Origin of the sequence: Euzebyella saccharophila, assembly GCF_014855495.1 — a bacterium.
Taxonomy (GTDB): Bacteria; Bacteroidota; Bacteroidia; order Flavobacteriales; family Flavobacteriaceae; genus Euzebyella; species Euzebyella saccharophila.
On the sequence record NZ_JACYFJ010000003.1, the window covers coordinates 158,066 to 171,173 of the forward strand.

Annotated in this window: 11 protein-coding genes and 2 tRNA genes; 2 read left to right on the forward strand and 11 right to left on the reverse strand. The window is 37.5% G+C overall.

All coding sequences use genetic code 11. The features are described from left to right. Position 1: 1 nt before the first annotated feature. The 10 genes from IL355_RS11300 to IL355_RS11345 form a co-directional block, all read right to left on the reverse strand. Positions 2 to 280, reverse strand: coding sequence for a helix-turn-helix domain-containing protein (locus tag IL355_RS11300; RefSeq protein WP_192462235.1), 279 nt, complete (start codon positions 278 to 280; stop codon positions 2 to 4). A gap of 306 nt (positions 281 to 586) precedes the next feature. After that, entirely contained in the window at positions 587 to 1,423 is an 837-nt protein-coding gene (locus IL355_RS11305) for an RteC domain-containing protein (RefSeq protein ID WP_192462236.1), read from the reverse strand. A 201-nt stretch (positions 1,424 to 1,624) separates the two neighbouring features. Continuing rightward, positions 1,625 to 2,029, reverse strand: coding sequence for a LuxR C-terminal-related transcriptional regulator (locus IL355_RS11310; protein WP_192462237.1), 405 nt, complete (start codon positions 2,027 to 2,029; stop codon positions 1,625 to 1,627). 530 nt (positions 2,030 to 2,559) lie between these two features. Continuing rightward, on the reverse strand, positions 2,560 to 3,141 hold the full coding sequence (locus IL355_RS11315) for a GNAT family N-acetyltransferase (RefSeq protein ID WP_192462238.1): 582 nt from the start codon (positions 3,139 to 3,141) through the stop codon (positions 2,560 to 2,562). Between the two features lie 151 nt (positions 3,142 to 3,292). After that, the gene (locus IL355_RS11320; RefSeq protein WP_192462239.1) at positions 3,293 to 4,528 is read right to left on the reverse strand and encodes a site-specific integrase; all 1,236 of its coding nucleotides are present in this window, start codon (positions 4,526 to 4,528) and stop codon (positions 3,293 to 3,295) included. Positions 4,529 to 4,765: 237 nt separating this feature from the next. Continuing rightward, a tRNA-Pro gene (locus IL355_RS11325) sits at positions 4,766 to 4,840 on the reverse strand. 32 nt (positions 4,841 to 4,872) lie between these two features. Next, positions 4,873 to 4,956: transfer RNA gene (locus IL355_RS11330), tRNA-Ser, on the reverse strand. 172 nt (positions 4,957 to 5,128) lie between these two features. Then, on the reverse strand, positions 5,129 to 5,926 hold the full coding sequence (locus IL355_RS11335) for a TonB-dependent receptor (RefSeq protein WP_192462240.1): 798 nt from the start codon (positions 5,924 to 5,926) through the stop codon (positions 5,129 to 5,131). A 54-nt stretch (positions 5,927 to 5,980) separates the two neighbouring features. Continuing rightward, positions 5,981 to 7,513 (reverse strand): hypothetical protein, encoded by a 1,533-nt coding sequence (locus tag IL355_RS11340; RefSeq protein WP_192462241.1) that lies wholly within the window; start codon positions 7,511 to 7,513, stop codon positions 5,981 to 5,983. A 121-nt stretch (positions 7,514 to 7,634) separates the two neighbouring features. Next, the gene (locus IL355_RS11345) at positions 7,635 to 9,683 is read right to left on the reverse strand and encodes an HD family phosphohydrolase (protein ID WP_192462242.1); all 2,049 of its coding nucleotides are present in this window, start codon (positions 9,681 to 9,683) and stop codon (positions 7,635 to 7,637) included. A gap of 116 nt (positions 9,684 to 9,799) precedes the next feature. Between IL355_RS11345 and IL355_RS11350 the strand changes: the two genes are divergently transcribed. Together IL355_RS11350 and IL355_RS11355 are read left to right on the forward strand one after the other, a co-directional pair. Further along, on the forward strand, positions 9,800 to 10,975 hold the full coding sequence (locus tag IL355_RS11350) for an acetyl-CoA C-acyltransferase (RefSeq protein WP_192462243.1): 1,176 nt from the start codon (positions 9,800 to 9,802) through the stop codon (positions 10,973 to 10,975). Positions 10,976 to 11,002: 27 nt separating this feature from the next. Then, positions 11,003 to 11,755 (forward strand): C40 family peptidase, encoded by a 753-nt coding sequence (locus IL355_RS11355; RefSeq protein ID WP_192462244.1) that lies wholly within the window; start codon positions 11,003 to 11,005, stop codon positions 11,753 to 11,755. Positions 11,756 to 11,824: 69 nt separating this feature from the next. Here IL355_RS11355 and IL355_RS11360 read toward each other — a convergent pair whose 3' ends face one another. Beyond that, positions 11,825 to 13,087: a tetratricopeptide repeat protein gene (locus IL355_RS11360; RefSeq protein ID WP_192462245.1), complete on the reverse strand. Its 1,263-nt coding sequence runs from the start codon at positions 13,085 to 13,087 to the stop codon at positions 11,825 to 11,827. Positions 13,088 to 13,108 lie beyond the last annotated feature (21 nt).

The following is a 13,108-nucleotide window of genomic DNA, read 5'->3' on the forward strand; positions in this document are numbered from 1 at the left end:
CTTATTGAGAGGTGGACTGACCTTCGGTTAGCACTCTGTCAATTTCCGCTGCGTCATAAAAATAGAGGCCCTCAATTTTATGTGTAGTCAGTATGTTCTTGTTACGTAAGTTTTGTAAGGTACTATGGCTGATTTTGAGCATTTTCTTGACATCGGAAGACCTTAACCATTTTTTGGGGGTGTCTTTCCTCAAATAGCTCGATAATAATTCCTCAAACTCTTCTAAAAGTTCCAATTTAAATTCCCGTAAATCGTCGGTAGTGATAATACTTGTTGGCATCTGATACAGTTTTTAAAATCCCACCGCTGGTTAAACTTTTTTAGTGCGGTGGGATTGTAGCAATTTGACTTTTCGAGAACAAATTTGAACAGGTTTGCCCGGTTTTGTTCACCAGTTCAACCAGAGTAGGGTGAAAATTTAACATTTGGGTTTATTGAGGTAATAAAGGCTCTATTCTAGCTTTTCCTGCCAACTTTTACGTTCAAAAAAGACCACTTAGCACCCTAACGGCCATTCATAGGCACTTACCGGAGGTTGACCGGAGTACGGTAATTAAAATCAAGGTTTACGGGGCTTTAATGACCGTTATAAGTCAGTGCTATCCATGTGGGATTGCAATCCGGAAGCTAAATCTTCAAGAAATTTGGTGCGGCTTATTTTTCTAGATTTGATTTCTGAAAATGTTTTGTAGAAATCCCCCAAATCAAAATGTAGTACTTGCTGAAACGCGGACGCAATTTCCTTTATGTCCGCATTACCATTATTGATGACCCGATTATAATGTAGGGCGTATATCAATTCGGTCATTGCGGATTTATTTGCCGTCCACTGGAGGTTTAATTGATTGTTCAGCTCTTTAGCCTTTACCCTGCGTAATTTTGATTTATCTATCATACGATTTTGGAGATAAACCAACATGGAATCATACGCCTTGAATTCCGACAATAGCATATCCTTTGGGGTGCTGAAATCCAAATCATGAAAATAAATATGTGATAAACTAAGTGGAAATGAACTAAGGTATTTCCTAGTAAAATACTGTTCATCAAAATGGGTTCGCCCTGAAGTGATATATTCACTGAAACCTGTGTGGTTGCGATAAAAACGATTGATTCGGTTCAATCGTTTTTTAATGAATTTACGTTGTGCATTTTCGTCTCCCTTGGGGAATTCTAGTTCAAATGAACCTATCTGAGAATGATAAATTAATTGTGAAGCAGGGATAGTTTTGTAGCTCTTAAAGAATTCTATTTCCTTCTCAATCGATTCAAAACCATCGTTAATAACCCCTTGTTTAAATATAGATAGTAAGGAATGACACAGGCGAATTGAATGATTGGCCCTTTTAATAACATTGGGAATATTTACCTGGGCCTCTTTCAAATCTTTTTGAAGGCCATCTATTAAGGGCTTAAAATCCATAGCACCTCTTTTACAATTATAAAATTGTATAGAGGTCAATTTTTGGTAAGGTTGTATAGTGGTTTGGGGGTTGACCCTCTATACCCAGACAGTTGCTATCTAATATATCAACTTAGTAATCAAGACCCAATGAAATTTAGCGTATTTATCTACGTTTCAGTCCGTATTTTAGTACGGTATGAGTTAAAAATTTCTATTTGTCTAGTTTCTAAACAACAGAACAAAATTTGGTCGATCTTCAACTCCTGCTTTTCTAAAAATGTTTGAAGCATGTTTAGAAACAGTACCCTCCGCGATGAAAAGGCTTTTACTAATCTCCTTATATGACTTACCCTCTAATATGTAATTGGCAATTTCAATTTCTCTCTTAGAAAGATTAAGCGTATTGAAATGTTCAATAATTGAAAGGTTTGCCTCATCGGTTTTCTCATCACTATAACCAATCTTTAAGAGGAATTGCATCCGTTTCTGTGCCAAGTAAATGTTATTTCGAATCAAAGCGATTGCAAGAAGAAAATACCCAAAATTAACGACTAATTGTTCCATAACCTGATAATCACCTAAGGCTACTACAACTGGCATTAGCACAATGGAAAGTAAAGCCAAATAGCCGGTTATAATTCGATTCCGATAAAATTTTTGGCTCTTGCCCCTACGCTCCCTATAAAGTTTAATCAGCGGAAAACTTATACGATACAAAAAGGCAAAAGCGACAAACACAGGTATGTAAATGAAAGTGCTTTTGGCTATACTTATGTCCTTCCAAATTAAGAGCGGTACGATAAAGAAAAAAAGAAAAGCTGAGCCAAGAATAACTATCAAATGGTTAACTGTAAAGTACTTTAGCTTTTTTATATCAAATTCAGAATAAACATAATAAACGTAGTACAAAGCCACGAATACTCCGATGCCATAAGCAAGAATATATTGGACTATCAGCGAAATCGGAATTTCTCGGTCTGGGAACAGTCCGGAAAAAACATTATAGAGAATCATGGTCAAAGTGAACCATATGAATCTCTTCGTTGATTTAATGGCTCTTTCTTTAAAGGATGTTATAGCAAAATTGACAATTATTATCAGCTCCACAACGATAATTAGGAACGTAATTAAATGCATTTCCGATCCAAATACCTTCATAAAGCAGCCAAAATTTTTCGCTTGAACAACATCAAATCATAAGGTAGACCCTTCTTTATCGTGTCGTAATGGTCAAAACCATTTTGAATATAAAAATTAATATTCCGTTCAGTGGAAGTCTCAAGGTAGATATCCTTCTCCTTTTCAAAACAAAATTCGATGACTTCCCTCAATAGGTTACTACCTACACCTTTTCCCGACTCCTCTGGATAAACACCTATGTACCAAAGGTGTATAAATTTATTTTTAGGTTGTCTTTCCTTAAGAAGCGACTCCCTTTTCATAACTGATAGGACCCTTTCTATGCCAATTACATTGAGGGCAAGTTTTAAATCCCTCATAACTGATTTAATGGTGGTCTTCTTCTTTTCAGGAAAAAGTAGGATGGTGGCGGCATTTGAGTTATCCGAAAGGAAGACCGCTCCTTGCTCCATTCCTAAATCAAAACAGTATCCCATAAGCTTGGGAATTCTGGCGGCCTTACCACCCACAACAAAATTAACCGACCTATTCTTCTCAAACGATTTTGAGAGAATGTCAACGACCAATTGTTTATGTTCATGACTAGCGCGTAACAAAACCCTGAAACTCTATTATGGATGGACATTGCCTTCCAGAAGGAAACATTAAATTAACGCACAATAAATTACAAAATTATCTTACAAAATACCACACGATAATTCACAACCTCTTGTTGTATTAGTGGCAATTGACGAACTGCTTCCAATCTTAAGCTACAGGCTTATCCAGTTTTTGTTTCAATTTGTTCATATCCGCACTTATTTTTTGTTCCATCACTCTCGCATAAATTTGAGTTGTTGAAAGTCGTCGATGACCCAAAAGTTTAGATACGGTTTCCAAAGGAACTCCGTTTGCCAAGGTAACTGTGGTCGCAAAGGTGTGCCTGGCTGCATGAAAGGAAATATGTTTATTTATTCCGCATTTGGTGATAATTTTCTTCAAATAGGAATTACACTTTTGATTGCTATAGACGGGTAATAAAAGATTATTATTTTTCCCAAATCTGTCATTAGCATATTTACATAGAATTTCTTTAGCCTTGCTCAATAGTGGGATTTTTACAGATGTTTTGCTCTTTTCCCTTTTAGTATATATCCATTCCCCTCCATCAATTCCATCCACTATCTGTTCAGGTTTTAGCTTTTTTAAGTCAATATAAGAGAGGCCTGTGTAACAGGCAAATATGAAACAATCACGTACTCTTTTTAATCCGAAATCAGTCAACTCAAGTTCTTGAACTAAGCTAAGCTCCTCAATAGTTAAATATTGACGGTCATAGGATGTGAACTTAGAATTAAAAAAAGCAAATGGATTTTGCTTGATACAGTCAAGTTTACACGCAATCGTAGTCATCTTTTTAAAACGCTCTAGATGTTTCATAATCCCGTTATTTCCTAATGGCTGGGATTTCATCAAAGGCGTGCAATTGCGGAGGTAGTTTTCAAAATTGAGAACAAAAGAATAATTAATTTGATTTAAAGGCATATCGGAGGTTCGATACTTCTTGGACAAAAAAGAGAGAAGATATTTTTCTGTGGCACCATAATTCTTTGCAGTACCTTTTTTTAGTTTTGGGATTTCATTCTCTTTATGATACTTAAGAAGTTCCCTTATTGTTGTCAAGGGGTTATCCTCTTCTAAATATCTAAGCTTTATGTTTTGAACGGTAATGAATCTTCCTTCTTGAAGTAAACTACGGTATGAAGCCTTCAATTCTGAGGATATATCGTCTAAAGAATCATTTATAAAGGATGCATCCTTATGTTTTAGATTAACTCTTTCCGAGACTGGACACCAATGTCTTTCAAATACCGACTTCTTGGTGCTGATATCGGCTGGTTTACCATCCAATCTAATTCGGGCATAAATAGGGGTTGTACCATCTTTTCTGATTGATTTCTTTTTCAACCAAAAATGAATAATAAAAGTGTGTGTAGTTTTCATCACTTTCGTTTTTAAAAGATTATTGAATCCGTTAAACGAAAGCCAAATCGCCGTGAAAAGTCTATTGCGATGAGTTGAACGTACTAAAGTCGTTAAAAATCGATTCCCATAAACAGGACACGTAATAGGACACGTTCAATTATAATTTCAAAACTATTCAAATGAAACCAAGAATTATTTAAATTCTTGGTTTTCATAAGATTAGTACAATTTCGGTGTCTTTTGACACCCTTTTTGTCGGGGTGGCAGGATTCGAACCTGCGACCTCCTGCTCCCAAAGCAGGCGCGATAACCGGGCTACGCTACACCCCGAATAAAGTTATCTAGAATTTAAAAGAAAATTGCGGAGAGAATGGGACTCGAACCCATGCGACACTTGCGCGTCGACAGATTAGCAATCTGCTCCGTTACCACTCCGGCACCTCTCCATTAATTTTTCTTAAGAACGTCACCCAATTTCCAGTGGGTCAAAATGCGGATGCAAATGTAAATTTTACCATGCAAGCACGCAACTATTTTACAAAGTTTTTTAGAAAAAAGACTTCACCTTCTTTTAACTTTCATATTGTCAAATAGATAGGCATTAACTATATTCAAAAACTAATGGATGACCTTTAAATTGCCAAAGTTTCCTTTTTCTGTTACTGCAATAGCTTCAAGTTTTAAAGATGAAACCTTTTCATTAGGCGACTCGAACTCTACTAAAACCTCTCCTTTTTTATTGGTTCTTAAATTAGGGTTCCAGTAAAGTGTTCTTAAATTATTTTCTGATTTCCTTGATTTTTTTTTCAAATCATCGAGGTAATTGTCAAAATTTAGGGAATCATGATAGCCCTGAACCTTAATATTGGCATCCTTTCTGTTATATGAATCCAAAAGAGAACCTGATCGTGTATAAACAACAATGGCCCCGCCCGACGCTCGCGAACCATAAATCGATGCCTGTGAGGCATATAAAATCTCTATTTTATCAATATCAATATAACTTACCAAGGACATAATATCTGCAAGGTTTGTTGGCTGCACTAATGGCATACCATCCAATACCCATAGAATGGGACCTGACCCCGCTGCTTTTGGTAAAACTATTTGAGGCTCAAAGGTGGTAATTCCAATCACTTGAACACCAGGTATTCCTAAAAATAATTGGGGTATGGTTTGGGGTCTTTCGAAATCTTGGTATCTAACTCTTGACGGCGTAATCCCATAAACAGATGGTGCTGTTTTTCTTTTCTTTTCTTTTTTATCAGCAATAACAACCTCTTTCAATTCTATCAAACGGTCACGATCTACGGCTTCCCACAAAGACGACTGCACCAAGCCACTTTTTTTAGAAGAATAATCTTCCTTTATATTTTTTTCCGCTTTCAAGTCTGAATCACTGGGGGTCTCTTTCATAGGCTCGAATCTTACCAATCTAGATTTTGTATTATCACCTGTTGTTCTAAAGACCTATTCTGTCTCTCCCTCAAATTGCAAATCCTCCAACCTTAACATACCTGATCCATCAGTTTTAATCTCCTTGGTAAAGACTCCATTTCCAGAAATACCAAAAATCTGGATATTGGTATTTGTGAGCAACTCATCATCCATATTATATGCGTACCCATAGAAGTTTAAACCTTTTTGAAACGGATGCTTTATAGTTTCTGCTAGTTCTTTTACATGACTTCTTTCCATGACATCATATGAGGTCATAATATCCAAATCTTTTTTAAAAAGTATCTTTCTCTCTTTATGGACGCTTGTCAAGGTATTTGCCTCATTTGCCCACCTATCAGATAATGCGCTTTGTGAAAATGTGATATCCCTTCCATGAACATTTGAAATACTTAAGCTTAGGTCTGTTTCAACTGGCCGCCCCTCCAAATCTTTTATAATTATTAGATAGGTATTCTTATCTGTTCTATTGGTAGTTGAGATGCTAATACTTAACTTCTCTAAACCTATCTCAACGGGTCTTGTTGCAAGCAAGGTTTTATCTTGATTCACCAACTCTATCTCAAGTACTCCAGCAGGTATACCTTCCTTGGGGATATCTATCGTTAAATCAGGTTCCTTCAAATCAAGCTCTTTTTTGAAGTAGAGAACATTGTTCATTACCCCCCGCAAAAAAACGCTGGTACCCATCAGTTCCTGTGAAGTCTGAATTTTGACCGCAAGATTTTTGGAATGTAATGTGCCAACGCTTAAAACGTATCCATTTTCTTTTGCATGTGGTAAAGGAAATGATTGTCCGTTACGCGTTTTGAAAATATATTTTTTATTTGCCTTAGGCACATATCTTACCGATGATACTCCGTCTCCAAAGTATTTAACAGGTATGCGTATCGAACCTGTATCATCCATTATATCTCCTTCTATATTTACACCTTCCCCTTCCGAGTCAGTTGTTTTAAGAAGTATGCGATTGTCTAAATTTTCAATGAGTCTTCCCCCTTCTGGATAAAAGGCAACCTTTAGTGATTCTTTAGTTACTGAATCTTCATTTCTGTATCGGTTTATGTTTTGGTAAACAAGTTCCGCTTCATAATATCCACCCTCACCATAGTTCTTCATCCACTGCGTATATGTCCTTAACTTATAGTTCCCTTCTGTCATTTTTTTTGGTGCAGAAATAGCCCCTTGTGCCATCCCGTCCGAGATACGATGATACTGCGTGGCGACTATCCTCCCGTCTTCATCCAATACATCTAATCTTAATACCTTACTAAGCGTGACCCTTACCCTTTCGGTACCTGTAAGAATATAAGCCTTGAAAAACAACGGCTCGTTCTTAGAAAATTCGTACTTATCAGCATGCAGCACGATATGTTCCTGCCAAGTTCTTAAGAAGTTCTCATCACTGTTCTGGTCTAGATATAAATTCTCACTTTTAAATATGCGTTCTAAATCGTTTGAAAACGGTCCACTTTGTGGCATTAATGAAAAGGGCAGAATCATGAAGAATATAGTAATGGACAAGGCATAGGTTTTTCTAGACATATCCTGTTATTTTTAAAGGATTTGAAACTGTCGAAGAATCCCTTTAAATATAATTAATAGATGGTCTAACAAGAACATCAATAACTAAATTTTAACAGATAAACAACTATAAATAAATTAGTTACTCAGGATATTCCACCCTCAAATGGTAAATATTGGTTAACTTTTGCTTAAATATTTTCTTAATGGCCTCAATTTCTTTAAAAGTAATATTGGCATTTAAAAATTGCCCTGCATTCATCTGACCCGTGATAATTTTATCCACAAAATCATTGATAATAGTAAAAGTGGGATTTTTTAAACTCTTGGAAGCCGCTTCAACCGAATCTGCCATCATTAAAATAGCTGTTTCCTTTGAGAATGGAGTTGGACCTGGATACCTGAACAACTCTTCGTCCGTATTAGAATCAAGGTCCAATTGTTTCTTGTAGAAATAATAGACCAATGTGGTACCATGATGAGATCTTATAAAATCGATAACACGGTCTGGTATGTTATTCTTTTTGGCCAGTTCAATGCCATTTATAACATGATCTAAAATAATTTTTCCACTATCCTTAGGGGAAAGTTCATCGTGGGGGTTTACGTTGGTAATTTGATTTTCAGTGAAGTAAGTAGGGTTCAACATTTTTCCGATATCATGATACAGGGCCCCAACCCGCACCAACATGGCGTTGGCTCCAATCTCATTGGCTGCAGCTTCCGCTAGGTTTGCTACCTGTAAGGAGTGATGGAACGTTCCGGGTGCCTTGTTGGACAATTCCTTTAAAAGTTTAGAATTGGTATCTGACAATTCCAAGAGGGAAACATCTGAAACCAACCCAAAGAGCTTTTCATAAACATATATCAATGGCTGAACGAACAATGTAATCATTCCATTTAAAAAAAACAGCCCTAGGGTAATCCAGGCAATATTGTCTAAATTACCTTCATGAATGATATGAAATGCCAAATAGCCCACAACATAAATCAAGGTAATCTGACCAACGGATATAAAAAGGTTCGCTCTTTTATAAAGTTCGGAAACCGTAAGAATAGTGACTATCCCTGCAACAATCTGAAGAAAAATATACTCGAAGCTATTAGGCACCACAAAGCCCAAAATTAAAATGGTCAATACATGGACAAATAGGCCTAAACGAGCATCAAAAAAGGTTTTTAAAATAAGTGGCAAAATGCACAAAGGAACCACAAATACATAACTTTCATCATATTTTACCACCATAGTCGTAATAATGACCATAAATAAAATATTGAAGAAAATAAAAGTTACCTTGGTATTGTGCTCAAATATTTCTGGTCTATACTTTTTGAGGAAAAGTAACAACATGACCAAAACCAATGCCACCAGAACCGTATAACCAAAGAGTATATAGTAGTGATTATTGTCTGTCCATAATTCTGATTCATATTCGGTCTTAAGGGATTCAAGAATTTCCAAGTTTTCAGCCTCAACAACCTCTCCCTTAGCTATAATTAGCTTTCCTTCATCCACCGTACCCCGCGTATGGGAAATCTTGGAAAGTTCGTCTTCTAGCGCCCTGTCCGTGAGATTTTCGTCAAAAAAAATATTAGGCCGTACCAAGTCAAAAAAAAGTTCTTGAAATTCTTGGTTGTAATCTTCTAGACCCTGCCCTTTCAACACTTTTAAGATAACATCGTCTACGTTGGGCAAACGCAATAATTGCTTATTCTTGATTCTTTTGGCCTCATTGTTTCTAATCAAATAAGTTTGACCAGAATTGGGCCTATTATTGGATTTCATAACAATACCCCTACTATAGAGACTATCCAGTATATCTTTACCTACGGACTTAAGGACGGCCAATTCATCCAAGTCATATTGACCGGCCACAAATGCTTGGGGAAACTTATTTTCAAACTCAGAAACGACCTCCCCCTTTATGGAATCGTCATACCTAAAATAACTATCTTGCTGATTGCGGACTTCATTCTGTTCCTGTGCTATAACCTCAGCACCTTTTTTAATAGAAAAATCAAAAGGAGCATATAGATTTTCATACTGCCAAGGTTTCCCTTTTTGGAACTCATATTTAAACTTGCCTCCTTTCGGAAAAAAGAAAACAATACATGCTACCGTAACTATGTACAGAATGTACTTGTAAATAAGCGATTGATTCTTAAAAACGTTATCCAAAAGTTTACGCATATGAATACTATCAGTTTCAAAAATAGAAAATAATAGCTTGAATATAACTTATCGCAGGTAGGTCCTCTTCAATAACCTATTAAATTTCTTAAATTCGCACGAATAAATTTTCTCCAATGAAAGAAGTTGTCATAGTTTCTGCTGTTAGAACGCCCATAGGAAGTTTTATGGGGGCATTATCAACGGTGCCCGCACCAAAGTTAGGTGCCATTGCCATCAAAGGCGCGTTGGATAAAATAAAATTAGCTCCGGAGCTGGTTGAAGAAGTTCTTATGGGCAATGTAGTACAAGCGGGAACAGGGCAAGCTCCCGCAAGGCAAGCGGCAATTTATGCAGAAATTCCCAATACCGTTCCCTGCACCACCGTTAATAAAGTTTGTGCTTCCGGAATGAAGGCGGTAATGCAAGCTGCCCAGGCTATCGCTCTTGGGGATATTTCCATTGCCGTAGCCGGAGGAATGGAAAACATGAGTCTTATACCGCACTATGTCCATATGAGAAATGGTCAAAAATTTGGCCCTACTACCCTTGTGGACGGAATGCAAAAAGATGGATTGGTAGATGCCTATGACCAGAATGCCATGGGTGTTTGTGCAGATGCCTGTGCGGAAAAATACGAGTTTACAAGGGAGGACCAGGATGCATTTGCCATACAATCTTATAATCGCTCCGCAGATGCTTGGAAAAACGGCAAATTCAATGATGAAATTGTTCCTGTAGAGGTACTACAAAGAAGAGGGGAACCTTTGGTAGTATCGGAGGACGAGGAATACACAAACGTAAAAATGGAAAAGATTCCATCTTTGCGGCCGGCCTTTAGCAAAGATGGTACCGTTACCGCAGCCAACGCTTCAACTATCAATGATGGCGCTGCTGCCTTGGTATTAATGAGTGCGGATAAGGCGAGAGAATTGAATTTAACCCCTCTAGCAACCATAAAAAGTTATGCTGATGCGGCACAAGAACCAGAATGGTTTACTACTGCCCCCGCCAAAGCACTTCCAAAAGCTATTGACAAAGCCGGAGTAACCTTGAATGATATTGACTTTTTTGAATTCAACGAGGCTTTTTCCGTAGTAGGATTGGCCAATCTTAAATTACTGGGACTAACGGATAAAAACACCAATGTAAATGGAGGAGCCGTTTCTTTGGGGCACCCCCTCGGATGCTCAGGTGCTCGAATCTTAGTAACCCTTTTGCATGTATTAAAACAAAATAATGCTAGACTAGGCGCCGCAGCTATTTGTAATGGAGGCGGTGGTGCCTCGGCAATCATAGTAGAAAAACATTAAACTCGCCAGACACCCCTTCCTAGATTCATGCAATACGGTATTTGTCACCTTAGTATAGTTTCCGTAAGAAATCAAGCAAACGATTCTTCTGAAATGGTCACCCAATTACTTTATGGAGATCATTTTAAGGTCTTGGAAGAACGCAAGTACTATAGCAGGATACGAGTGGCCCATGACAATTGCGAAGGTTGGGTACAAAAACAACAATTTACCTATATTGAAGAGGAAACCTACAGCAAAATTGAAAACGAAGAGGAGTTAAAGCATTCGTGTGAACTGGTTTCCTTTATTGAAACACAAGATTCCATTCTACTTCCCATTTTGCTAGGTTCTGCCATAGCGCAATCCCCCATGTTATCCCATACTTTTGATGGCGGTTATTTTAATGGAAGGCGGAAAAAACAAAGCTTGGTACAAACTGCACTACTGTATTTAAATGCTCCCTTTCTATATGGCGGCAAGAGTCCCTTTGGCATAGATGCCTCAGCTTTTTCTCAAATGGTGTACAAAATAAACGGACACCAATTGCTGCGATCCGCGGCGGAACAAGCCACCCAAGGTCAAGCCTTAAGTTTTATCGAAGAAAGTGAAGCTGGTGATCTAGCATTTTTTGATAATTCCGACGGGGAAATAGTCCATGTGGGGATTATCATGGACAATAACTACATCATCCATGTAGATGGTAAAGTAAGAATTGATAGGCTGGACCACACAGGGATATTCAATACCGAAACATCAAGATACTCCTATCAATTGAGAGTCATAAAACAGATTATTTAAGTTTCACTTCAATCATAAAAAAATCCCTCTAGAAATTCTAGAGGGATTTTTTTGTAGTGTAGAACGAAATTATTCGCCTATCATTTTCTTAATTCTCATGAAGTTTTCATTGTCGCCCATAGCGCCATAAATATTCTTGAGCTGAGTCAAGATACTTTGGTTATCAGGGTTATTTTTTAGTGCTTCTTCCAAAACACCCGCACCTTCCAAGAATAAACTATCTTTCTTCTCCTTTAACTCATCATAACGGGCTATATCCGCTTTGGAGTTACCAAGGCCGTTCATCTCATCAATAAGGGAGTTACCTTCGTTAACGTAAGTAGTAGAAAGGTTCAACTGGGCATTGGTATAATTTGGATTTATTTCCAAGGCCTTTTTGTAAGCAGCTCTTGCTTCTTCAAGATTACCTTGCTCCATATTGATAACTCCAATGTTGTAATGCAAATCTGCATTATCAGGGGCCATTTCGGCAGCTTGTGCCATCAATTCCTTAAACTTCTCCTTATCACCTAATTTGTAATGAAGATTGGCTTCGTTAAGTACCAGGTTTACATCATCAGGATTACTTTCCCTAGCAGCAGAATACGCTTCCAAAGCTTTGTCATCTTTACCCAATTGGGTATAGATAAGAGCCATATTTTTTACAATTTCAGCCTTTTTAGAAGGCGTTTTCTCATCAACTGGATCTTTGTAAGTCCCGGATTTTACCATCAAATCCCTTTGGGATTTATCCATTTCCTCTACTTGACCGGACTCAACGTTAGTAGCCTTATAAACCATTCCGCTTCCATCATAACCTACTTCCTGTAACTCCTCGTAGAAGGTAAGGGCTTGCTCATAATGTCCTCCGTTTACTGCGCTACTTGCTGCATAATATAGGTAGGAAGTATCCTGTGGACTAATTTTATAGCTGGTATAAAGCTTTTCGGCCGCTTCCTTAAACTTTTTGTTACCGTTATCCTCAACAGCAGAATTAACTAAGTCTGCACTTAGTGCTCTCATGTGCTGACGCGTATCTTCGGAATATTTTTCCTTTCCACTCTTTTCCTCAACATCTAAAACTTGTTGAAAAGACTTTGCCGCCTCTTCAAAAGCGCTATTGTCTCCTTTTTTTGCTAATTCAGCATACGCTTTACCTTTTGTAAAGTAATATTGCGCTTGCAATTTTTCGTCAGCTCCCGAAATTGAACCGGAAACAGCTTCCAAGGCTGTTTTAGCAGAAGCCGCATCGCCACTTTTAAGGGCTTTTTCAGCGGTCTTGATTTCGCTCTTTTGTGCAAAGCCTACCATTGTAAAACATAAGCTTGCAAGTATTAAAAATCTAGTTTTCATTTTCGAATCTATTAATTTAAA